General features: G+C 44.9%; 16 protein-coding genes and 5 pseudogenes. 10 read left to right on the top strand and 11 right to left on the bottom strand.

What is annotated here, in order from left to right; translation table 11 throughout:
* Positions 1-378: 378 nt before the first annotated feature.
* Entirely contained in the window at positions 379-2238 is a 1860-nt protein-coding gene (locus WKK05_RS14345) for a hypothetical protein (RefSeq protein ID WP_341530316.1), read from the top strand.
* 49 nt (positions 2239-2287) lie between these two features.
* Here the strand turns inward: WKK05_RS14345 and WKK05_RS14340 are convergent.
* Positions 2288-3438: pseudogene (locus WKK05_RS14340) on the bottom strand (IS630 family transposase).
* Positions 3439-3480: 42 nt separating this feature from the next.
* On the opposite strand from WKK05_RS14340, the gene WKK05_RS14335 reads away from it, so the two are divergent.
* The 5 genes from WKK05_RS14335 to WKK05_RS14315 all read left to right on the top strand — a co-directional run bounded on the left by WKK05_RS14335 (position 3481) and on the right by WKK05_RS14315 (position 6159).
* Positions 3481-3819 (top strand): cupin domain-containing protein, encoded by a 339-nt coding sequence (locus tag WKK05_RS14335; RefSeq protein ID WP_341530315.1) that lies wholly within the window; start codon positions 3481-3483, stop codon positions 3817-3819.
* A 115-nt stretch (positions 3820-3934) separates the two neighbouring features.
* Positions 3935-4774 carry an alpha/beta hydrolase gene (locus WKK05_RS14330; protein ID WP_341530314.1) on the top strand — a complete coding sequence of 280 codons (840 nt, stop codon included), beginning with the start codon at positions 3935-3937 and terminating at the stop codon, positions 4772-4774.
* Between the two features lie 301 nt (positions 4775-5075).
* Entirely contained in the window at positions 5076-5381 is a 306-nt protein-coding gene (locus WKK05_RS14325) for a 2Fe-2S iron-sulfur cluster-binding protein (protein ID WP_341530313.1), read from the top strand.
* A 77-nt stretch (positions 5382-5458) separates the two neighbouring features.
* The gene (gene rd / locus WKK05_RS14320) at positions 5459-5632 is read left to right on the top strand and encodes a rubredoxin (RefSeq protein ID WP_322650442.1); all 174 of its coding nucleotides are present in this window, start codon (positions 5459-5461) and stop codon (positions 5630-5632) included.
* Positions 5633-5901: 269 nt separating this feature from the next.
* Positions 5902-6159 carry a hypothetical protein gene (locus tag WKK05_RS14315; protein ID WP_341530312.1) on the top strand — a complete coding sequence of 86 codons (258 nt, stop codon included), beginning with the start codon at positions 5902-5904 and terminating at the stop codon, positions 6157-6159.
* A 108-nt stretch (positions 6160-6267) separates the two neighbouring features.
* Here WKK05_RS14315 and WKK05_RS14310 read toward each other — a convergent pair whose 3' ends face one another.
* Positions 6268-6897, bottom strand: a complete 630-nt coding sequence (locus tag WKK05_RS14310; RefSeq protein WP_341530311.1) for a DUF4331 family protein — start codon at positions 6895-6897, stop codon at positions 6268-6270.
* Positions 6898-6966: 69 nt separating this feature from the next.
* Positions 6967-8004, bottom strand: a complete 1038-nt coding sequence (locus WKK05_RS14305) for an NAD(P)-dependent oxidoreductase (RefSeq protein WP_341530310.1) — start codon at positions 8002-8004, stop codon at positions 6967-6969.
* 712 nt (positions 8005-8716) lie between these two features.
* Here WKK05_RS14305 and WKK05_RS14300 point away from each other — a divergent pair.
* Positions 8717-12322, top strand: coding sequence for an NB-ARC domain-containing protein (locus WKK05_RS14300; RefSeq protein WP_341530309.1), 3606 nt, complete (start codon positions 8717-8719; stop codon positions 12320-12322).
* A 139-nt stretch (positions 12323-12461) separates the two neighbouring features.
* Here the strand turns inward: WKK05_RS14300 and WKK05_RS14295 are convergent, their stop codons facing one another.
* The 6 genes from WKK05_RS14295 to WKK05_RS14270 all read right to left on the bottom strand — a co-directional run bounded on the left by WKK05_RS14295 (position 12462) and on the right by WKK05_RS14270 (position 17385).
* Complete coding sequence (locus WKK05_RS14295; protein WP_341530308.1) at positions 12462-12947, bottom strand: hypothetical protein; 486 nt, start codon at positions 12945-12947, stop codon at positions 12462-12464.
* Between the two features lie 566 nt (positions 12948-13513).
* A complete protein-coding gene (locus tag WKK05_RS14290; protein WP_341530307.1) occupies positions 13514-13822 on the bottom strand; it encodes a hypothetical protein in 309 nt (102 codons plus the stop codon).
* A gap of 49 nt (positions 13823-13871) precedes the next feature.
* Positions 13872-15566: an alpha/beta hydrolase gene (locus WKK05_RS14285; RefSeq protein ID WP_341530306.1), complete on the bottom strand. Its 1695-nt coding sequence runs from the start codon at positions 15564-15566 to the stop codon at positions 13872-13874.
* Positions 15567-15634: 68 nt separating this feature from the next.
* Complete coding sequence (locus tag WKK05_RS14280) at positions 15635-15802, bottom strand: hypothetical protein (RefSeq protein ID WP_341530305.1); 168 nt, start codon at positions 15800-15802, stop codon at positions 15635-15637.
* Between the two features lie 400 nt (positions 15803-16202).
* Positions 16203-16508, bottom strand: coding sequence for a 4a-hydroxytetrahydrobiopterin dehydratase (locus WKK05_RS14275; RefSeq protein ID WP_341530304.1), 306 nt, complete (start codon positions 16506-16508; stop codon positions 16203-16205).
* A 103-nt stretch (positions 16509-16611) separates the two neighbouring features.
* A complete protein-coding gene (locus WKK05_RS14270) occupies positions 16612-17385 on the bottom strand; it encodes a Coq4 family protein (RefSeq protein WP_341530303.1) in 774 nt (257 codons plus the stop codon).
* 188 nt (positions 17386-17573) lie between these two features.
* Between WKK05_RS14270 and WKK05_RS14265 the strand changes: the two genes are divergently transcribed.
* Positions 17574-21275, top strand: coding sequence for an NB-ARC domain-containing protein (locus tag WKK05_RS14265; RefSeq protein ID WP_341530302.1), 3702 nt, complete (start codon positions 17574-17576; stop codon positions 21273-21275).
* A gap of 252 nt (positions 21276-21527) precedes the next feature.
* Here the strand turns inward: WKK05_RS14265 and WKK05_RS14260 are convergent.
* A pseudogene (locus WKK05_RS14260) lies at positions 21528-21689 on the bottom strand (four helix bundle protein); the annotation flags it as partial.
* A gap of 61 nt (positions 21690-21750) precedes the next feature.
* Between WKK05_RS14260 and WKK05_RS14255 the strand changes: the two are divergent.
* Both WKK05_RS14255 and WKK05_RS14250 read left to right on the top strand, forming a co-directional pair.
* Positions 21751-22241 (top strand): annotated as a pseudogene (locus WKK05_RS14255) (DUF6444 domain-containing protein); the annotation flags it as partial.
* An 89-nt stretch (positions 22242-22330) separates the two neighbouring features.
* Positions 22331-23075, top strand: a pseudogene (locus tag WKK05_RS14250) (transposase); the annotation flags it as partial.
* Here WKK05_RS14250 and WKK05_RS14245 read toward each other — a convergent pair.
* Positions 23072-23491 (bottom strand): annotated as a pseudogene (locus WKK05_RS14245) (DUF4277 domain-containing protein). The pseudogenes WKK05_RS14250 and WKK05_RS14245 sit on opposite strands and share 4 nt — an antisense overlap.
* Positions 23492-23729: the final 238 nt, after the last annotated feature.

Here is a 23729-nt window from a genome sequence, read left to right as displayed (position 1 = left end):
CATTCAATTACTTGCCTGCTGAATGTAAGCAGATGCAGCTCTTTGCGATCGCCCAAGTGCACACCGTAGGTGATAAGCTCTTCTTAAGCCTTCTCCTTCTCCCACTCGTGAGAGGCTACGCCAATGGAGACGAAGACGGCGAACAGCTATCCCATTTCACGGATGTATTCCATTGAACTGGAGGAATCGGTGCAGAGGTTTTTGGAGTCGTTAGGTTAGATAAATCATGCCTATTTGACGATTTTAGAAGAGAAATTGTTGAACTTCCTGGAGTTAGAAATTGAAGGTTAACGTTTGTTAAGTAATGTTTGACTGTCCTGCTCATTACTTCTGGTTAAAATAGGCTATTTATGTAGTGTGCTGAGGGAATTTACCGAGATGCCAAAAAACAGCCAAAGCAATTCTAAAGGTAACGTTAAGCAAGAAGCTTCCGTTGGTTCGCGCATCCTTGAAGCACTTACCAAAGGTGAAATTTCTCAGCTACTCGATGAATTATTTGTGGTGTTATCCGAGGAACAGCGAGTCACTGCATTTGCTCAACTGCAAGCCAATACCCAGGAAACTTTAACTCAAATTATCGCTCCACCTCAAACAGTAGAACAGGTAAAAACAAGCAATATTCGACCAACTTCTAATGCGAAATTAGAGCAAACTTGGTCGCAACTATGGGAACAATGGAATCAGATTATTTGGCAAGCATCCCAAGAAGAGGGGAAATATATAGTTCAAGAAGTAAGCTGGGAAGAACCTTACTTTGATGATTGTACTTTTGTTGAAGATTTAGAAGCAGTTGCACAAAAGATGAAGCCATTAGTAAAAATAGCTTTTGAGAATGGCTTTAGTCATGACGATGGTTTTGCAGCCAGTTTGTTATTAGCAGAAAGCGAAATCTCTAATGGTATACCCGACTGGATGGAAATTGCTAACGGGATTCATTTGGAAGGAGCGACAACAAGCAGCCTGTTGGAGTGGGAATGGTTGTTGGTGCAGTCACAAGGACAAGATGGGTTCAAATTTGCTCAAAAAATTAGGGAATGGTCAGAAAAATTTTCCGACACCAGTTTAGATGATGATGCTGTGATCGATTTCTTTTCCAATTTACCTGATGTTCAAAAAAAACTAATTTTTGACGAAATGACGGACAATCGAGAAGTTCAAGAGTGGAAAGATGACCTAGAAAATACCCACTCTTGTTGGCATATAATTTACATGGAATTAATGCAACAATTTGCAACCCCAGAGATATATTTGAACAATCTCCGGGCTACTATTTCCCAGGAATGGCAAAATGGTTTACCTATAATTGAGGATTTGTTGGGTAAACAGGAGTATCGAGAAAGTCTGATAGTAATTCAAGAGACTTTGGATGCGTTGTTAAAAAACAAACAAGATAAAAATCCCTGGACACCAGAAAATTCGCTGCTATTTGTTGTTATGGATGGATTTTCCTACGATCCTGGAAATGGGGAAAAGCAAAAAACTTTACTTCGCTATTATCAACAAGCTGTTCGAGAACTGGGAGAAATAGAACGAGCGAATGCTTTGTCAATTCAGCAGATTACTTTTGAATGTTGTTATGACTGGTCGAGTATGTTCAAAGCTTTTGCTGAAATAACAGTTAGTAAAAATACTCAGCAAGCCTTATTCACATCTTGGCGTGAATCGATAATTAAACGTGGTACACCGTACAGATATTCAGGTTTATATACAAAAGCAAAATCCGTAGATACTTGGTGGTTGCATTGGTTGCTCGATAGTATTACATCTGAAGAAAAAGGACATAATTGGTTTAGGAAACAAATTATAGGGTGGTTGGAGAATTTACCTGGAGATCAGAGACAACTGGGTGAGGAATACAGTGTTTTGCATTTGTTAACAAAAGATTTGACCGAGATAAAGTATCATGGAAAATCCCCCTACCCTAAGTTTTATGAGGTTGTAATTCTACCGAATCAACTATCGACACGGGATGATATTTCTAGGAGAAAGTATCTCGAAGAATATGCACCACTCAATTTGTGGGAAAGAGTGATGGCTTATTGGCAAGCAAATTTACACAACTTTATACCGAAACCAGACTCGTCCAAAAGCTCGGATTATACAAAAAATGCACAATGGATGTCTGCATTAAAGGAGTTAGCACCGGAGAATTATCAGAGGTTGTTGTCAGAGTGGGAAGTCCAGCACAAACGACGACCTAATTTGTGGAAAGCGATGAGAAATTTGGGATTGATGTAATACTTTCTGTAATTCCTTAGATTGACCGTTCGACTAAGCTAATCAGCATTTAAGCTGCAACATAGCTGAAATTAGTTTTATGTTTGATTTTCCGATGCCACTTAATCACTAACTCGCCTTGATTCAACAACTTATCTAGCAGTGTTTGTAATTCATCTACTGATTTAAATAAGCGATGAGCAATATATTCTTTACATGAATGCCAAACTAATTCGATAATGTTATAGTCAGGGCTATAAGCAGGCAAGAACTCTAAAATAAAATTCGGGAACTCTTGGGATATTTTAGCTAGAATATCTTTGCGTTTATGAAAACTAGCATTGTCTAAAATTAAAATTATCTTTGGCCCATACTTCGAGAAATCTTTACCCACATTTCCTTTACTTACCCACTCTTGTTTTATTAGTTCATTTAATTGTTGTAATTGCTCATAAAAAATATCTGCATTTCCCTTTTTTACAAAAAAGCATACGCGTTTCCGGTCTAATTCTCGAATTGCTCCCATGACGTTTACTCGACCACAACGTCGTTGTCCTGGAATATTCTTGCGTTTTCCTTTTTTACCCCAACCCTTGCGACGAATCACGCGTAAACTAAAACCACTCGTCGCGCGGGTACGCGCGCCCGCTACGCTAACGTCCAAAACCATACCTGCAAACGCTCTGGCTGTTCTCGCGCTATTGATAAATATTGAGCAAGTTTTTCTTTAAACTTCGCTCTCTCTATTGGGTTTTGTTTATCTTCCAGGTTATACTTAGCCCAGATATAGCTATACTTTTTTCGCTTTAATATCCTCCTTACTTGAGAGCTACTTAAATCAATTCCTGTTTTTTCGGTTAAATATGTAGCTAGTCGCTCTGCTGTCCATTTTCCAAATTCATACCCTAAATCTGAGGGTTCTTGGTCAACAGTTTTTAATAACAGTTCAATATATTCAGGCGTAGCTTTTCGGTAATATTCGTCCTCTCTTTTATTATGTAGAGTTTCCAAATTATCAGGATCACCGTGCATACACCAATATGCTACTGTTCTATGCGAACAACCTAAAAATTTAGCAATCTCGTATTGTGGTTTCCCATCATTCTGTAGCAGAATAATGAGAATTCTTTCCCTGACGTGTGGCTGCTCGCTCTCTTTCAGAGCTTGTTGTAGCTTACTAACTTGTGACGGCGTTAAAAAGTTCTTGGCTGGTGGTGGCATCTTTGCTTTGAAACGTCTTCATCTTTCTATTATGCAACTTACGTGCCGATTAGCTTAACACTGGTCTTTGATCATGCCCTTCCCAATGTGCCCGGCAAGAGCATGAAAGGCGTGCTAGTCGAATATGCGCCCGGTGACTCATCGCCTGCTCACACCCATCCAAGCTCGGCTTTCATCTATACAACGGTTCTGGAGGGCGCGATTCGTAGCAAAATCAATGACAATCCGGAACAGGTGTATCACGCAGGTGAGAGTTTTTTTGAAGTACCTGGCAATCATCATCTTGTCAGCGCAAATGCCAGTGATACTCAACCCATGCGGATGCTAGCTGTCTTTGTCGTCGATACCGATGCAACGAAACTGGTCACACCCGACAAATAGTGGAACGCAAAATTACACATCTCAGGGTCTGAGTAAGCTGAGCAATCTAGAAATGCACTGGCGGGAAGTTATACCGCTGTGTTTGATCAACCATTTACAAATTTAAGGAGAATGTATGACTGTTCAAGCAAAACCACAAAGGCTAAACATTTTGGAAGTTGCAAATGATCCACGTCTTTCTCAGGGCACAAAAGCATTCTTGAAGGAGTTAAATTCAGCCGGTGTGGCGTTAGAAACACTCACTCCACTCGAAGCCCGGCAAGTCCTCGTGGATGCTCAAGCTTCTGTTCAAGTTGATCTTTCAGGCATTGATGAGTCTGAGAAAACGATTATTGCTGATGGTTATGCAATTACGCTCAACATCGTGCGACCTGCGGGTGTCAAAGGTACATTGCCCGTTTTCATGTTTATTCATGGGGGTGGATGGGTCTTGGTTGATTATCCAACCCACAGGCGTATGGTTCGCGATCTCGTTGTACTTTCAGAGTTTGCGGCTGTCTTTGTCAACTACACCCGCACGCCAGACGCGAACTATCCCCAGGCAATTAATGAAATCTATGCCGCCACAAAATGGGTTGCCGAGCATGGTGAGGAGATTGGAGTGGATGGCAAAAACCTGGCGATCGTTGGCAACAGTGTCGGAGGCAATATGTCAACGGTAACGACGTTAATTGCGAAAGAAAAGGGCAGTCCACACATCAAGCTGCAAATCCTGATGTGGCCGATCGTCGATGCAAATTTTGAAACGGAGTCTTATCACCAATTTGGCGATAAACGGTTTCTCACAACGCCGTTGATGAAGTGGATGTATGACATGTACATCGCTAATCCAGAAAAACGCAAAGACATTTATGCCTCTCCCTTGCAGGCTACAGTTGAGCAACTCAAAGGATTGCCCCCGACGTTAATTCAAGTTGCAGAAAGCGATATCTTGCGGGATGAAGGTGAAGCCTAGGGACGCAAGCTTGATAAAGCTGGGGTAACTGTGACCACCGTGCGTTACAACGGCATGATTCATGACTTCAGACTGCTGAATGGTTTAGCCAAGCTTCCAGGCACCCGTTCTCTTTTTGTCCAGGCAGCCGCTGAACTGAAGAAATATCTGCAATAGGGAACGATTGGGTTTCTGAACCGATTTGCTCAATCACTCGAAATGCACTGGCGGGGAATTATACCAATGTTTCTGAAGTTACCCTAACCTTTTGCAATGACCCAATTTCCCAGCACTTTTTTAGAGAAATTAGAGGTTTTGTCTCATGGGAGTTAGTTACCAAGTCAGGCTGTTTAATGAAGCCGAAGACATTGATCAAACCGTTGCAGTTCAAGATGATCGCTACATTCTGGAAACGGCGGAAGAAGCAGGAATAGATTTGCCCTACTCCTGTCGGCAGGGTGTGTGTTCTACTTGTACGACAAAACTGATTGAAGACGCAGTTGACCAATCCGAACGATCTTCTCTCAGTGAAGAGCAGATGGCTGAAGGGTATGTGCTCATTTGCGTTGCTTATCCCAAAGCAGATTGTGTGTTAGAGACGCACAAAGAAGAGGAGTTGTTTGATTGAACACGTTGGTGAACCAGTAACGTAGTGAACAAATGATAGATTTTCCAAGCTTTTCTCATACTACTCAGGAAGTACTTATGGAACGATATAAATGTCCGGTCTGTGGTCACATTTATGATCCGGCGGAAGGCGATCCAAAGTCTGGAATTGCTCCAGGAACAGCGTTTGAGGATCTGCCGGAAGATTGGAAATGTCCAGTCTGTCGCACGAAGAAAGCAAAGTTTCAACCAGAGCTATCAGCGGCAGTTTAGCGGGTTGTGTCGTAAAAGGTAATGCGTTCTAAACCGAATGGCACTAAGACTCATGTAAAACCTCGTCAGGGCAGGGTGTTGGGGGTAGGGTTGCAGGTTTGTGTTTAAGACAATTAAATTTTAGTTGGGCGGCGGAGTTCAACATCTTCTTAATTCCCCACACCCGAACCTGCAACCCCACACCCTCTCATCCAGTTATATCAAGGGTTTGTGCTTAACTTAGTGCCATTCCGTTCTAAACCGTAAAATATAGATTAAGAGACAAACTCATGAGTCGTGATTTGCAATGCCTTGACTCTACTCCTGTCGATAGCCTTGAAGTGTCGCGCAGCTTTCCGCAACAACACTTTAACTCCCGTTTGAATAGTGCGCTTACCTTTGTTGCACAAGAGGTGAGTGAATTACTTCAGCAAGCTTATTCGGTTCAGGTTGATGGCAACAACCCTGCTGGTACAAATGGCACTAAGAAAAGCGTAAATCCCTGGTATCACTGGCTTTTGGGTGTGGGGTTGCAGGTTCGGGTGTAGGGAATTAAGAAGATGTTGAACTTTTTGACGCATTCGCATTCAATTGTCTGGAACACGAACCTGCAACCCTACCCCCAACACCCTGCCCTGGCGACGTTTCACCTTTTCTTAGTGCCATTCCTGCGCGTATGCTTGAGGATCAGTTGTCGTGCCTGCAAGTTGAGTCACCTTTGCCGTGAATGTAGCGATCGCATCCCCATATCTGGCAACGTCGTCTTTTGGCAGACTTTTGTTGTAGACATCTTTCAAATGTTCATCCTGAATAAACACTTGCTGAATCAGCGGAGTCGCCGCCCGATTGATGGTCTTCCACTTGCCTTCATGTTGAATGGTGGTAGTTCCCCAAAGCTGTATAGTCTCAGCCCCTAGAGCAGTATTAGGTAACTCTAAGACGATCGCGGTTACATTATGCCCTGCTAAAGCATTCTCAATCGTATCAAACACACTGGGATCAAACCGATTTTCTTCTAGAATCAGCTTGGCAAATTGCCCAAACTCGCCCAGGTTGAAGAAGAAAGGATCAGCAACCAAACCCGTCCAAAGTCGTCCACCATCACTGATCGCGATCGCTTCACCTGTATTACCTTCCGCAATCAGCGTGCCATTGCTATCAAATTCTGTAGCGGCACTGCTCTCTAAACGCCGCAGTTCGATTCGCTGAACGTTGTTAGAATCGGGTTCTCCAAACGTAATGCGGTAATCTAAATCTTCGATCACGTCAGCATTGGTATCACACATGCGCTAAACCATGCAATGCGTGAGCGATCGCATGAAGGACAACGATCGCGGTTCCATATCGAGCAACTTTCATCTTTTATCCTCCTTACACGATTCATTGGTATGAGCAGCAGATTTAACAAGCCATTCCAACGATCGCGGTTGAAAACTTAATTCCCGTCTTGCTTTAGCATTCAACACGCCACGCATTTGAGTGCCGTAATAAATCGCATCCGCTCCCCCGATTTGTATCGCATCCTTAACAGATACCTGAGGTGGTGGTGCAGCATTCAGCCATCGAGCATAAACAGGTAGCCACTCGCGTACCTTCAAGGGCTGATTATCTGCGATTAGATAAATGCCAGGATTGCCTCGCTCTGCCGCTGATACAGTGGCGATCGCCGCATCCTCAATGTGCAACCACGACCAAACCCCCTCGCCATTGCCCACGATCGGGAATTGCTGCTGTCGTACCTGATGGGCAACATCACCATCAGGGGCAAACCAAGTGTCAGACCCGTAGAAAAAGCCGTAGCGCAGAATAATTCCTTCCAGATCAGGTGCTTCCAACAAACGGCGTTCAAGCTCTGTAACCACGCGAGCATCGGCAGCAACCGCAGGCGAACCATCAAACGCGAGGGGCGTTTCCTCGTCTGCCAATCCAGAACCGGGAACTGCCCAAAATGCGATCGACTGCCTTAGATAACGCCGTACTCCGGCTGCTTGGGCGGCAGCTAGCACATTCGCACCCCCTTCTAACCGGATGCGTGTGTTGAACTTGGTGGCAGCACTCATCGACTCGCGGGTGTAGGTTTTGGGATAGGCAGTAAGCTGCTCAATCACGACTTCGGGGTGAGCCTGGAGAATTGCCGCTTTAATGGAATCTGGGTCGAAGACATCGGCGATTGCGAAACGCAACTCCGAAGGACTCGCGGATTCCACGCCCTGTTGGGCTAACGCTTGCGCCTTCTCTAAAGAACGGGTTAATGCAACAACATCATGACCATTGGAAAGCAATTGTGCGATTACTGGACGACCGATTGCTCCGGTTGCGCCTGCAACAAAAATCTTCATCAATAAATCTCCTAAAGAACGCTTTGGCTTAAACCGAATGGCACTAAGACTCATGTAAAACCTCGTCAGGGCAGGGTGTTGGTGGTAGAGTTGCAGGTTCGTGTTTAAGACAATTAAATTTTAGTTGCGCGGCAGAGTTCAACATCTTCTTAATTCCCCACAGAATGGCACTAAGACTCATGTAAAACCTCGTCAGGGCAGGGTGTTGGGGGTAGGGTGTAGGGAAAGAGTAAGAAAAATAGAATAGGATAAGAACATTAATAAACTTCTTGCTCACTACACCCCACACCCAAAAGCCTTACGAATAATAGGTTTGCCGTTATCTTAGTGCCATTCAATTCCCCACACCCGAACCTGCAACCCCACACTCAAAAGCCAGTTATATCAAGGGCTTGTGCTTAACTTAGTGCCATTTGGCTTAAACCAGTGAAGCCTTTGACATTCGTATCGATACACACCTCTAATCGCACAATTCCTCCTCTGTTGGCTGTTTAGAGGTGTGCCAGATTACAGCTAAACAATCTTCTAATTTGCTTTGTTAATACTCTTTTCCCGTATTGTTGCTCTTGCAGTGCTTGTAGAAATTGATGCAAATAGGTTTTGCAGGGTTCTGACTAAGCTGTTCCTATTCTTGGGTGATCGGCTAGATTAGCCCAGATAAGTTTGGTAAGATAACCCTTAACTTAAGTTCGACTTAAGCAGATGAATTCAAATCAATTCCTCAAAATCTAAGCGGATCGGTACACACTCGCTCCGGGTAATTTTAATGCCAATGCAAAAAAATAGACGCCATCGAGGAGTTGTCCTGACGGCACAGGGGTGGGATCGGTTCCAAACGGCAAAAATTCAGGCAGAGTTCAGCGAGAATGCCGGAGATCGCTTCACTCTGGAAGAACTGAGTGAGCGCATGAACTTATCTCTCAGCACGATTGTTAAAGTGTTGGGATGTACAGAACCCGTGGATAAGCAGTCGTTGCAGTTGGCATTTCGAGCCTTTAACTTAGAGTTAAGCAAAAATGATTATGCCCGACCCAAAAGTGCCCCTGACGAATTAGGAGATCACAGTGCAGCGCATCCATCCCAGGTTGTCCCGAAACAATCCCAGCTTGATTGGGGCGGTGCGATCGATACTGCTCTGCTTTGTGGACGCACAGAAGAACTGGGAAAACTGAGACAGTGGGTATTGGCGGAACAATGTCGATTGGTTTTGCTGTTAGGAATTGGTGGCATTGGCAAAAGCACTCTGGCTGCTAAATTAGTGCAGCAGATTCAACCTGAGTTTGAAGTGGTGGTGTGGCGATCGCTGCAAAATGCACTGCCCTTAGAAAAGTGGCTAGAAAGTGTATTACCTGTTCTATTGCGGGAACGGGGAGAAGATGTTGCCCTGCCCAATAGCCTGGATGGCAAGCTGTTGAAGTTGATGGAGAGTTTACGCGCTTGCCGCTGTTTGCTGATTCTGGATAATGCCGAGACGATTTTGAATGCAGGGCAACCCGGACAGTATCGCGCTGGTTATGAGGGATATGGTCAACTGTTTAAGGAGATTGGGGAGACATCCCATCAGAGTTGCCTACTGCTCACAAGCCGGGAAAAGCCTAGAGAGATTGTGCCCCTGGAAGGTGCGGAGCGATCGGTACGAACACTGCGACTCAATGGACTCAACCCCGAAGCTGGGCAAGAATTATTTCGGTATCTAGGAACCTTTGCAGGGACGCAATGGGAGTGGGAAACATTAGTGACCCATTACAGCGGTAACCCTTTAGCGTTAAAGATGGTGGCGGCAGCAACTCAAGAACTATTTAATGGCAGAATTGCTGAGATTTTGAATTATGTGCAGCAGGGATTAGCGGTTTTTGATGATATTCGAGATTTACTCCAGCGACAGTTTGATCGCCTATCTGAAATTGAGCAGGAAATGTTCTTCTGGCTTGCCATTAACCGGGAACCGCTATCACTGTCGGAGTTGGGTGAAGATTTAATCACGACCGCTTCTAAGCGCAGATTACCGGATGCAATTCAGTCTTTATTGCGGCGATCGCTCATTGAAAGGGAGGGTGAGCGGTTTTTTCTCCAGCCCGTCGTGCTGGAGTATGCCACTCATCAACTCGTAGAGTGTGCTGTTAGAGAGATTGCTAGCCAATCGCCAAAATGGCTTAGAAGCCAAGCCCTGATCAAAGCACAGGCGAAAGATTACATTCGAGAGATGCAAAAGCGATTGATTGTAGAACCGATCGCTGAAGAGTTGCGAATCCAGTTTGGCAATTCTCAAGCAATCGAGCAGCAGTTGAAAGCGATGCTGAAACGTCAGCAGCAAACACTTCAGCCGAATTATCTGGCAGGGAATCTCCTCAACCTGCTGGTGCATTTGCAAATCGATCTACGCGGCTATGATTTTTCGGATCTAGCCGTGTGGCAAGTTGACTTACGGCAGGTCAACCTGGCAGGGGTCAATTTTCACAACGCTGACCTGACAACCTCTGTGTTCACTGAACGATTAAGCGGCATTGATTCAGTCGCCTTTACCCCAGACGGTGAACGATTGGCAACAGGCGGTGTAGATGGCAAAATCCGTCTTTGGCAAGTGGCAGATGGCAAACAGTTGTTGACGATTCAAGGGCATCAGAGTTGGATCTTATCGGTCAGTTTCAGCCCAGATGGTTTGATTCTTGCCAGTGGTGGTGAAGACTTCACCATTTGCTTATGGGATGTGGCATCGGGGCAATGCCTGAGAACATTAGAGGGACACAGGAATTCCATTTTCTCTGTCTGCTTTAGTCTGGATGGTCAGACTTTAGCCAGCGGCGACGAGGACTCCACCATTCGCTTGTGGGATGTGGCATCGGGGCAATGCCTGAGAACATTAGAGGGACACAGTGGGCGAGTTTGGGCAATCAGCTTTAGTCCGGATGGTCAGACGATCGCCAGCGGCAGCAATGATACCACCATTCGCCTGTGGAATGTGCAAAACGGTCAGTGTGTCAAAACCTTGCAGGGTCATGTGGGTGGCATTCGTGCAGTTAGTTATGCACCAAGCGCAGGCTTCGCCAATAGCCCGGAGGGTCAAACGATTGCCTGTGGTGGTGATGACGCAGCGATTCGCTTGTGGAATGTGCAGGACGGTCAGTGTCTGAGCGTCCTGCACGGTCATACGAGCGTCATTCAGGCGGTCAGCTACAGCCCAGATGGTCAAATTCTCGCCAGCGGCAGCTTCGATGGCACGATTCGTCTTTGGCATATGCAAACGGGGCAATGTCTTAAGGTGCTGCAAGGTCATACGCAGGCAATTCGCTCAGTCAACTTCAGTCCGGATGGTCAGACCCTTGCTAGCGGTAGCTATGATTTCTCGATTCGCCTGTGGAATGTGCAACGGGGGCAGTGCCTCAAAGTTCTTCGAGGAAATTCGTCTGGAGTCCGCTCCCTGCGTTTCAGCTCGGATGGTCAGTCTTTAGTCAGTGGCAGCACGGATCAGTCCATTCGTCTGTGGAATGTCCAAGACGGACAGTGCCGGGGTGTATTACAGGGTCATTCCGGTTGGATTCATGCGGTTAGTTTGAGTGGCAATGGTCAGTTTTTAGCAAGCGGCAGCACAGACCAGACGGTGCGACTATGGAATGTTCAAGAGGGTAAATGCCTCAGAGTACTACAGGGTCATACATCCTGGGTTCTCTGCGTCAACTTCAGTCCCGGTAGTCAGACGATCGCCAGCAGCAGTCAGGATACGACCGTGCGGTTATGGGATGTGCAAACGGGTCAGTGCCGCCGGGTGTTACAGGGACATTCAGCCTGGGTTTGGTCAGTTAGCTTCAGTTCCGATGGTCAGTCTTTGCTCAGTGGCGGCAGCGATCGCACGGTGCGACTGTGGCAGGTGCAAGACGGTGAGTGCCTCAAGGTGATAAACACGCCCAGTGGTATCTGGTCTGCTTGCTTCAGCGCGAATGATCAAACGTTCGTCACTGGACATTTTGATGCGGTTGTTCGTCTCTGGGATAGTCGCAGTGGTCAGTGTCTCAAGGAGTTGCAAGGACACACGGGCTGGGTCTGCTCCACTAGCTTCAGCCCCAAGGGTCAAATGCTGGCAAGCAGTGGTTGGGATGCTTCCATTCGCCTATGGCATCTGCAAAGCGGGGAATGCCTCAAGGTCTTACAGGGTCATACAGGGGCAGTCTATTCCATTAGCTTCAGCCCCGACGGTTTGATGCTCGCCAGTGGCAGTCATGATGAGACCATTAGGCTGTGGGATGTCAGAACAGGTGAGTGCCTGAAAACCTTTAGAGCCGATCGCCTCTACGAGGGTATGAATATTCGAGGTGCTCAAGGACTAACCGCTGCTCAGCAAGCCACACTCAGGGCATTAGGAGCGATCGAATCTTAATGGGAAGCGACCCCTTGAGGGCATCGTGAAGCACGCGCCCTTGGTTTAAGTTCTAAAATACCTATCAATCCAGACATGTTGTTTTTTGAGACTCATTCTTACGCATTTTTGGTGAAAAAGGTGCGATCGCCAAGTTTGGCTACGAAATTACAAGGGTTGCAGAGTACTGTTGAACGCAATTCACCAAAATGATACTGCTGGCGAAACATTGCTTAATCTGCCGATTGAGCCATGATAAAGCAATCAATAAAATTATCCGGACAAGCCTATCGAGAGAAGGTTGAGAACCTTCCAGATTATAGTCTCCGGTTTTACAGTCACGGAACATAGCTTCAATCCCAAAACGTTGCTTATAGATTTTTACAGTTGTTGATACATCTGAGAGATTGGTTGCTAAATACCAAGGTGATGGCTCTTGCTTACCACGATATTTGCGTTTCCAATAAACGGCTAAATTGCACCGACCAAAACCCTGGTTTTGCGTAAGATTAACTTGATAATAAAATTTGCGGACACCGGGATAAATTGGAATTGTATGTAGGGGTTGAAATTTTTGTCTTTTTTCTCGAAAAGTAGTGGATTTTTTTGCCGGAACACAAACTTCAAACCCTGACGATGTAACCAACAACCTAATTCATTGCCATGAAATTTATGCTTTGAATCATAATGTGAGAAAAATTTTGAACCATAAATTAGAAAAAAGTTAACGAAAATTCAGGCTTATGCGCCAATCACAAAATAAAACTTTGAATCAAATCATGAGTAAGAGTTGAAATTCTGAACCATAACTAGAGAATGAGTTGAAAAAACAGAATTGGACAAAACTTGCATAAAAAATCCCTGAAAAAATTTCTCTAACTTAAACTTTCAATTCAAAATATGGTTCAAACGCCCATGTTATGGTTCAAAACTTTTGTTTTAGCAGATATCTGAGTAAAAATAAAATATTTCATTGTCCAAGCGAACGCTCTGTTGTTAAGCGATACCTGCGGCACACTTCGTGAACGCCTACTCAAATCGTAGCTTAATAATAATGATTATCAAGCTAAAAAATTGATAGTAACGTTGCTTTTATCAGTCTTTTTATCCCCTAAGCGATAATCATTATTAGTAAAAAAACTCGAATGTTAAAAGTGAACTATAAACTGGATACTCATTTTTGAAGCATATCATGAGTTAAAATCTCATTTTTTAGTTCAAATTACAAAATTCCCTATCGCCAATGATGACTAATTGATAATGTTCCAATAACCTAATTACTGGGCGTAATACTTTTTGTTGTTTTTGGAGGTTACTGCAACCTTCTTTATCAAGTAGACACCAAAATATTGGTAGTGCCCTTTTTTGATAAATCACACTCACCATCAAAATATTATTGTCTTTCCATTGGGTTCTATCCAGGGCAATAATCAATTGTGACTGAGGCTTAAATAAGCGTGATAAAATTTTTTCAAGGATGGGAAACCATAGTAGCACTTCTGCCCTAATGGCTAAAGTCAAGTTAAAGAAGTCGGGGATCTATTTTTTCTTATTTCTTTTGCCTTGTTCACTATTTCTTGTTTAACAGGGCATTGGTAGATGCAAACGATCGCACCAGTTCAAGGTTTATCGGGGACTGACTGATAGACTTGGCGTAAGAAGCACTCAGGTAAAAACGGTAATCTGGTTGATTGGCAATGTGGGTTTCAAAGAACGCAACACTCAGAACTTTTGCATAAGAGTGAGCGATCGCCGGATTGGGGCCAATAAACTCTGGTGGAACGGGCAGCACTCCGCGTCCTGAATCCGTTTTAAGCAGCGAAAAGTGAGTTGCTTTGTCCATTAATACCAAATATTTATCGGATGCCGTTAGCCAGCTAAAGGGGCGAATTTGTTCGGGGACTGCCGGAGCAAAAATATCATCACTTCCTGAAACCAACATCACCGGAATTTTAATTTGCTCTAATCCCGACTGTCCGAATACGGTACTATCGAGGGGATTCATGGCAATCACAGCTTTGATGCGATCGTCTTTGAGCAAATAGTCTTTGGAGGCTAACTCGTCAACTCTGCACTGAATCAACAGCGATAAGTTCAGGGAGTTATTTGGATTACAATCCTTGTCTACTTGCTGAAAATTAATGGCAGCACCCGCCAATGCCAGTACCGTATATCCGCCAAGAGATTGACCGATTGCGCCCACTCGATCGAGATTCAACCGTCCTCGAAACCTGGAGTCTGATTGGGAAAGCCGTTGTAGTTCATCCAATAAAAATTTCACATCCAACGGGCGATCGATTGCTGCCATTGCGCTAGGCGGACTTGCTAATCCCGAAAAGTAATCCTGATACTTTTTCCCATTGGTGTCTGGGTGTTCGATGGCAGCAACTGCAAATCCATAGGATGCAAGATGCTCTGCCAGATAGGCAAAGCTCTGACGATCGGATGCTATCCCGTGGGAAATCACAATGACTGGAATCGGGCTTGGATTAACATCCCCGTTTTTTGGTTGAGGTAGGTACAGATCCACTAGCAGTTGACGATTCCGGGATTGATCGTTTAGGTTCAGCGTTGCTTTTTGCCAGTTTAACGATCCACCTTTTCGCAAATCAGAGCGTTGGGAAAAATCAATGAGTGTCTGAGATGCCTCAGCGATCGCATCTTGCTGAATGGCAGCAATCAGAGAATCTCGCTGTTTCAAAATTCCTGACAGACTGCTAACGATTCCACGGACACGGGGCAAGTTAAACCAAATCGTATGGCTGGGAAATTTCCGCAACACATTCACAAGCGTTAAGCCATCAGAGTCTGCTGCTGCCAAGATGAATGCCGATCGCAGTGCATAAAACCCATTTTGTTTGGAACCTGTTTGAAAATCATTTCCCAACCGCTTCATTACCGTTTCTCCTACCGGAGAGTAGGTAAACTGGGAGACTAAAGTTGGGGTGACATCAAAACGCCGTTGCAATAAATCTCGCAAACTTGCTAATTCCTCTGAATTTGCAAATTTGGCATAATAGGCAAAATCACTGTCGATTTTTCCCTTCTTAGCAAAGGTTTCTAATGAATTAACAGGCAGATCAAACTGCCCAAACGGTGCATAGTAAAACGAAATTCGTTCAGCTCCACAAGCAGGAATCGCAGATGCGATCGCAGAAACCATTCCCCCCAGAACTACTGCAAACTTTGCCAGTAGCTTTCTATCAGGATTGGCTATGATTTTTCGCTGCTTATGAATACATTTAGCTTGGGTCAGTAATTTCATATTCACCTTCAATCAGATTTAGGGCGTTGCATAAATGCGGGATGAATCAGTTAAACACGGGTATTTTTCTATACTCTAAATGATGATGTAACCTGCCAGCCAATTGAGCGATCGCCTCGCTTGTTGTCGGGTAATGGTGCTATGACAACATCTCTGTTAGGGAGCCAGCACCCACTCGTTTTAGGCGAACTGCCAGAACCGCAGATGTCCAGCGCAGGGATTTGAGGACTACTCAAAAAAGGCCACAGCGACCTGGGGACGTTGTAGCTTTATCTGGATGTCACGCCAGAGCAGAAGCGTAAGAAGGTGGCTGCCGAGATACCTGCAAAAAGAGACACGTTGTAAATAAATATTGCAAACAATCCCTTGTTGATTTACGCGCCTTGCCCCAAAATGATAGAGGTCGAATCAAATTTTTGCACGGTAAAACCAAGCTTTCACCTCTTTTTGTCCCTGACACTTGCCCAAAAATGACCCTTTTAGGGAATGTTTTTATTTGAATAGTCAAGTAATGGTCGAGGCTGAAACGAAGGTAAATCAAGGGTTTTGACAATTGAGTTTACAAAACTTTACAATGCGTCCCATTTTGCACATATCTCGGCGGATACCCATGAAGTCCTTACCTGAAGCAGGACTTTACAACTCTAACGTATCAATGCTTTGGGCAAGAGTAACATCATTCATGGTAATTCCACCTGCATCGTGGGTTGTCAGTTGAACTGTAACCTGGTTATAAACATTGAACCACTCTGGATGATGGCCTTGAGTTTCTGCAATCAGTGCAACGCGAGTCATAAAACCAAATGCTGCGATAAATGAGGTGAATTCAAAGTAGCGGTGGAGTTTACCGTCTACAATCTTCCAATGATTTAGTCTTGCGATCGCGCGCTCCAGTTCATCTGGTGATAGCACAGAGCAATGTACCAATTGATTGCCAATCATACAATTTATGTCTCCAATCGATTTATCAGAATTGCGTAAAACTTGAAGGGCATCTGAGCCTGTTGGATGCCCTTCAAAGCCTGATCAATGGGAGATGATGTCCTCAACAGTTGATTAATGGGCGCTGTGCTGCGAGAGTGGGGGCGATCGCATCCCGCAGATAAGGACGGCTATACCAACTCCAGAGTCCTTCGGTCACTGGCACAATGTTTAATTCGGCACGCCACTCGTCTATAGGACGTTCCAGTCCTTCTTCAAACTTCACCGGAAACAAGGGTTTTGCTTGCCGTGCAATGCGGATGCCTTGAGAAACCAGGTCAAAATTATATTCCAGAGGAGAATCGATGCCTTCCCGTGCTTGATTAGCCATGAACGCTAGCAACGAACCAATCAAATCAATGAACGTGAATGCGGGATAGCCAATTTGCCCAACCGTCACTGAAATCACTCCCAGTTCACCGTAGTCATCAAAGCTAAAGCCCGTCAAAATATGATGCAGATCATGAGTTTTGCGAACGCGATGGGTAATGTAATCGACATCTGATTCAATTTTTCGGAGGCGATAGAACCGTGGATCATAGTTCATGGCACTGAGTACCCGAGCATAGGTACAACCCAATGAGCCTTCCGGCAGCTTCAGCAAGGTTTCCAGATCAAACTCTGGGCCCATATAACGCTCATCAACTAATTGTGCTGAGTCTGGATTTTGACGGACAACCTGCAAACATCTTTTCATTTGCTCACTATCAGTTAAAGCATCCTCAATATCGAAGATGTTTTGTGTGTCCACTCTCCCCCCAGCAACCATGTCAACTAAAGACAGCAGTTTATCAACATTTTCAGGAGTTGCTAGTTCGTTGATATATTTGAATCCCATGATTGTTACCTCGCGGTGCGTTGTTTTTTGTCGTGACTAAGCTGTTCTTATTCTTGGGTGATCGGCTAGATTAGCCCAGATAAGTTTGGTAAGATAACCCTTAACTTAAGTTCGACTTAAGCAGATGAATTCAAATCAATTCCTCAAAATCTAAGCGGATCGATACACACTCGCTCCGAGTAATTTTAATGCCAATGCAAAAAAATAGACGCCATCGAGGAGTTGTCCTGACGGCACAGGGGTGGGATCGGTTCCAAACGGCAAAAATTCAGGCAGAGTTCAGCGAGAATGCCGGAGATCGCTTCACTCTGGAAGAACTGAGTGAGCGCATGAACTTATCTCTCAGCACGATTGTTAAAGTGTTGGGATGTACAGAACCCGTGGATAAGCAGTCGTTGCAGTTGGCATTTCGAGCCTTTAACTTAGAGTTAAGCAAAAATGATTATGCCCGACCCAAAAGTGCCCCTGACGAATTAGGAGATCACAGTGCAGCGCATCCATCCCAGGTTGTTCCGAAACAATCCCAGCTTGATTGGGGCGGTGCGATCGATACTGCTCTGCTTTGTGGACGCACAGAAGAACTGGGAAAACTGAGACAGTGGGTATTGGCGGAACAATGTCGATTGGTTTTGCTGTTAGGAATTGGTGGCATTGGCAAAAGCACTCTGGCTGCTAAATTAGTGCAGCAGATTCAACCTGAGTTTGAAGTGGTGGTGTGGCGATCGCTGCAAAATGCACTGCCCTTAGAAGAGTGGCTAGAAAGTGTATTACCTGTTCTATTGCGGGAACGGGGAGAAGATGTTGCCCTGCCCAATAGCCTGGATGGCAAGCTGTTGAAGTTGATGGAGAGTTTACGCGCTTGCCGCTGTTTGCTGATTCTGGATAATGCCGAGACGATTTTGAATGCAGGGCAACCCGGACAGTATCGAGTTGGCTATGAAGACTACGGTCGCCTGTTTAAGGAGATTGGGGAGACATCCCATCAGAGTTGCCTACTGCTCACAAGCCGGGAAAAGCCTAGAGAGATTGTGCCCCTGGAAGGTGCGGAGCGATCGGTACGAACACTGCGACTCAATGGACTCAACCCCGAAGCTGGGCAAGAATTATTTCGGTATCTAGGAACCTTTGCAGGGACGCAATGGGAGTGGGAAACATTAGTGACTCATTACAGCGGTAACCCTTTAGCGTTAAAGATGGTGGCGGCAGCAACTCAAGAACTATTTAATGGCAGAATTGCTGAGATTTTGAATTATGTGCAGCAGGGATTAGCGGTTTTTGATGATATTCGAGATTTACTCCAGCGACAGTTTGATCGCCTATCTGAAATTGAGCAGGAAATGTTCTTCTGGCTTGCCATTAACCGGGAACCGCTATCACTGTCGGAGTTGGGTGAAGATTTAATCACGACCGCTTCTAAACGCAGATTACCGGATGCAATTCAGTCTTTATTGCGGCGATCTTTAATCGAGAAGGTCGAGCCTACACTGATTGAACGGGAAGAAGGGCGGTTCTTTCTGCAACCTGTGGTACTGGAGTATGCAACCGAGCAATTTGTGCAGTTTATTTCTAAAGAAATTGCGACCCAAACACCAACACGATTAAGAATGCATGCGCTGATGAAAGCACAGGCAAAAGACTATGTGCGAGTGATGCAACAGCGATTGATTCTTGAACCGATCGTCGAACAATTGCTCATACAACTGGGCAGCAAGCAAGCGATCAAGCAGCAGTTGAAAGCAATGCTAGAACAGCAACAGCGACCTTTGCAGCATCTACGGAGCAGCACAACTCAACCCAACTATGTTGCAGGCAATCTTCTCAACCTGCTGATCCATTTGCAAGCCAATTTACAGGGATGGGATTTCTCAAATTTAACCGTGTTGCAAGCCGACCTGCGGCGGGTGAATCTGTCCAGAGTCAATTTTTGCAATGCTCATTTAGCAACGTCTGTATTTGCTGAAAACCTCAAAAGTTTAGTATCACTCGCCTTTAGCTCCGATGGTCAGTTATTGGCAACGGGAGATGTCGATGGTGAAATTCGGCTATGGATGGCGAATGGTCAACCGTTACTAACGTTACAGGGACATACTGGGTGGGCGTGGTCACTGGCTTTTAGCCTGGATGATCAACTTCTGTGCAGTGGCAGTAGTGATGGTTTAGTGCGGTTGTGGAATGTTCAGGATGGTCGTTATTTGAACGCCTTGCAGGGTCATACCGATGCCGTTTGGTCTGTTGCCTTTTGCGATTGCACTAACCCGTTATCAGAGCCGATTCAACTTCTGGCTACCGGCAGTGAAGATCAGACGATTCGCCTCTGGGATGTGCAAAACGGGAATTGCCTTCATGTCCTGCAAGGGCACAGTGGTGCCGTTCATTCAATTAGCTTTAACCCTGCTGACGGTACCCTAGCCAGTGGCAGTCACGATCAAACGAACCGACTATGGAATGCTTGGGACGGCACCTGCGATACCGTTCTACAGGATGATTCAGGTGGAGTATGGGCGGTTGGGTTTAGTCCCGATGGTCAACTTCTCGCTAGCGGTGGCAACGATGGTTGGGTGCGGCTGTGGGATGTTCAGAAGAAAGTCTGCCTCTGCGTCTTTGAAGGGCATACCGACTGGATCTGGTCTGTGAGTTTCAGCCCGGATAGTCAAACCTTGGCAAGCAGCAGCAATGATGGCTCCATCCGCTTGTGGAATATTGCAGATGGCACCTGTCTTAGCATCTTACAAGGACACACTAGCGCAGTTCGCTCCATCGCCTTTAGCCCTCGCATAGCCGATAACCTGCTTCTCGCCAGCGTTAGCCTAGATTTCTCGATGCGGCTCTGGAATGGGCGGGATGGAACATGCCTCAAAGTGCTACAGGGGCATCCGAGAGGAATCTGGTCAGTGGCGTTTAGCCCTAACGGACAGATAGCAAGCGGCAGCCAGGATGGATTCGCGCGCCTGTGGGATCAGCAGAGTGGAGCTTGCCTGAAAGTATTTCCGGGACATACAAACTGGGTGCGCGCAGTTACGTTCAGCCCCGACGGTCGAGTGTTGGCAACGAGTAGTAACGATACTCAAATTCGCTTGTGGGACGTTGATAAAGGTATTTGCCTTAAAGTGTTTCAAGGACATACCAGTGGCGTGCGATCGCTCAGCTTTAGCCCGCTTTCTACTCAAACAGATAAAGAAAAATATATTCTGGCAAGCAGTAGCTTTGATGCCTCTATTCGTCTCTGGGACATTAACAACGGAATCTGTTTCAAGGTTTTGTCTGGTCATACAGATTGGGTCTGGTCGATCGCCTTTAGTCCCGATGGTGCAATCCTGGGCAGTTGCAGTAATGATTCGTCAATTCGATTATGGAATGGGCAGGATGGAAGTTGTCTCAACGTCTTACAGGGACATACCAGCGGTGTGCGATCGATCGCCTTCAGCCCCGATGGTCAATTCTTGATTAGTGGCGGTGACGATCAAGAAATACGTCTGTGGGATGTTCAAACAGGCAATTGTTTGCAAACATTCCAGGGTCACACAGGTTGGGTGTGGTCTGTTGCCTTCAGTCCAGTTGGTTTAGAAAGCTCAGAGGGGAAGAGTCAGTGGTTTGCCAGCGGTAGTGAAGACAAAACGGTTCGGCTGTGGGATGTTCAGACGGGTCAGTGCATCAAGAAACTGCAAGGTCATAGAGGGTGGGTATCTTCGGTCAGCTTTAGTGCCGATGGACAACTACTGATTAGCGGCAGCCAGGATGAAACAATTAAACTTTGGAATATAGAAACAGGACACTGCATCAGAACATTGAGAGCTGATCGCCTGTACGAAGGGATGAACATTCAGGGCGCTCAAGGATTAACTACCGCCCAGCAAACCTCACTCAGGGCATTAGGAGCGATCGAATCTTAATGGGAAGCGACCCCTTGAGGGCATCGTGAAGCACGCGCCCTTGGTTTAAGTTCTAAAATACCTATCAATCCAGACATATTGTTTTTTGAGACTCATTCTTACGCATTTTTGGTGAAAAAGGTGCGATCGCCAAGTTTGGCTACGAAATTACTATGCTTTGAATCATAACTTGGTTCTTGGCAACTTTTGGTGATCTCGGTTGGGGAAGGCAGAAGGCAGAGGGCAGAAGTCGGAAGGGTAGAAGTAATAAATTCAAGCTTTGATTTTGTTTAAGCTAGCAACTAATATACTTTGCATTTCCTCGACCTCATTCAATAGGGGAGTGAAAAGGTTTTTGTCAGCTAAATCTACTTCTTTAGCAATGATTAATTGGGTATCAAGTTCTCTCAAAGAGCCTAATGCAATATGTAAAAACGTAAGGATTCAGGTAACAGAGTATTGACAAAGGGGACAGTTGAGGTGGAGTATCACAAATATGAACCAAAACCTGCCTCAAGAAGTAGAGAGAGAAAGTTTGGGCCAGTTATCGAAAGAAGAACTGGTAAACATGATCATTGAGCAGAGCAAGGTAATACGTGAATTACAGCAAGAAATAGAGCGTTTAAAAGTCAGTAGAGAAATAGAGCAGTTCTAATTCGTCCAAACCGCCATCAGGGGACATCCACAAGAAGAGTGAAAACAAAAAAGCACCCCCACAAGAGGAATCAAATCAGCCGAAGAAGAAACCGGGTGGGCAACCAGGACATCAAGGCAAAACCCGTAAGGGATTTGGCAGAGTAGCTCGTTATGAAATTTTACGCCCTGGCAACTGTGTCTGTTGTGGTCACAAAGCATTTGCTCCTCTTGCATTAAAAGTAGAAAAACAGTCAGTAGCGCAATTAGTGGAACATCCCATAGAAATAGAATGTCACGCTTGAAAACGTGAAATCTCGCGCTTGGCAGGGTGTTGGGGGTAGGGTGTTGGGTGTGGTGTTTAAGACAATTAAACTTTAGTTGCGTCAAGGAGTTCAACATTTTCTTGATTTCCCAAACCTGCAACCCCACACCCCACACCCAAAAGCCCTTGGTCAGTCAAGGGAGTTAAAGAGTGGCTGTGGGTAGTTGCCAATTCTGAATTCTGCCTATTTACTGCGGCTGATACTCGTTCACGATCCGAGTTAGAAACAATTTTAGGCACTAAATATACAGGCGTACTCAGCAGCGATGATTTTAGCGTTTACAACGGCTATCAAGCTGTTGCTCAACAGAAATGTTTAGCACATCTACGCCGTCACTTCAAGAAATTAATTCAACTTCCAGGTCTTCACAACCAAGTTATTGGTAAAGCATTCGTTAATTTAATTGATGAAGCTTTTAGAAATTACGCTCTTCGGGTTTGAAACTCTTAATTCCAGCCTTTACAACGATTGGGTCAATGAATTCAAATTCAAGTTGCAATCCTCTATTGATCAATGGATTAACTTAGCCGGAGCAAAAGCCGGGCAGCTTTTACGTTCTTTGCGCGATAAAGCTCATCAATGGTGGTATTTCTTAGATAACCCTGAAGTGCCTCCTGATAACAATCAGGCTGAACGAGAGTCCTTCGGACACGCTTCGCGAACGCTGCGTTTAGCTGTCACCAAACGTAAAGTTAGTGGTGGTTCCCGTTCGATGGAGCGGTTTCAACATACTGCTAATTTGCTGACAGTGGTGCAGACTTGTTGCCGTCAAGGTAGGTCTGTCATTGATTTTTTTACACAAGCTCTAATTGCTGATTCTAGTAATTCTCTATCTCGCCCTTCTTTACTTCCTCAATATTAGACCTGAATCCTTACTGATGTTGAATCTAAGTGTGATGATGAGAGTGATATCTGATATATTTGTACAGCATTTAAACTAATTGCTAAAAATACTGTATCTAGTCCTTTTATAAATAATTTATCTAATATTCTTCCCAGCTTATCATCATTGAGATATTCTGGTTTTACTTCTGCACCAATTAAGTGTTCGCAAGCGATTAATTCAAAGAATTTTGGGAACATATATAAAGGCTGTGACATCATACTTAATCCGTTTAAAATCATCGCCTTTACCACCTGACCTGCACTGACTTTTTCTCCTGGCTCTGCCCCTAGTCATTTATTAATTATTTCTACCATCCCAATTGAATCTACTATTCCTGCTACTATCCCTAAATGGTCAATCTTCTTCAATTCAAGGTCTTTGGTACTAAACATAACAACAGACAGAAATTCCACTAAAATATCTGTTGAAATTTTCTCCTAATTATGCCGATTCAAAACGTTTTTTTATCTTTTTATAGTTATTGAGGATAAAGCTTTCAATGATTTTGAACCCTTTTTGACATCAAAATAACCTAAGAACTAAAATTTTGTACTTAGTCGTAAATATTCAACTGTATATCTAAGTTAATTATAATAATTTCTATTTAGCTCTAATAGATTCTAGTCAATT

The sequence above is a fragment of the Nostoc sp. UHCC 0302 genome (genome assembly GCF_038096175.1).
Classification (GTDB): Bacteria; Cyanobacteriota; Cyanobacteriia; order Cyanobacteriales; family Nostocaceae; genus UHCC-0302.
This window is presented reverse-complemented; position numbering and strand designations above follow the sequence as displayed.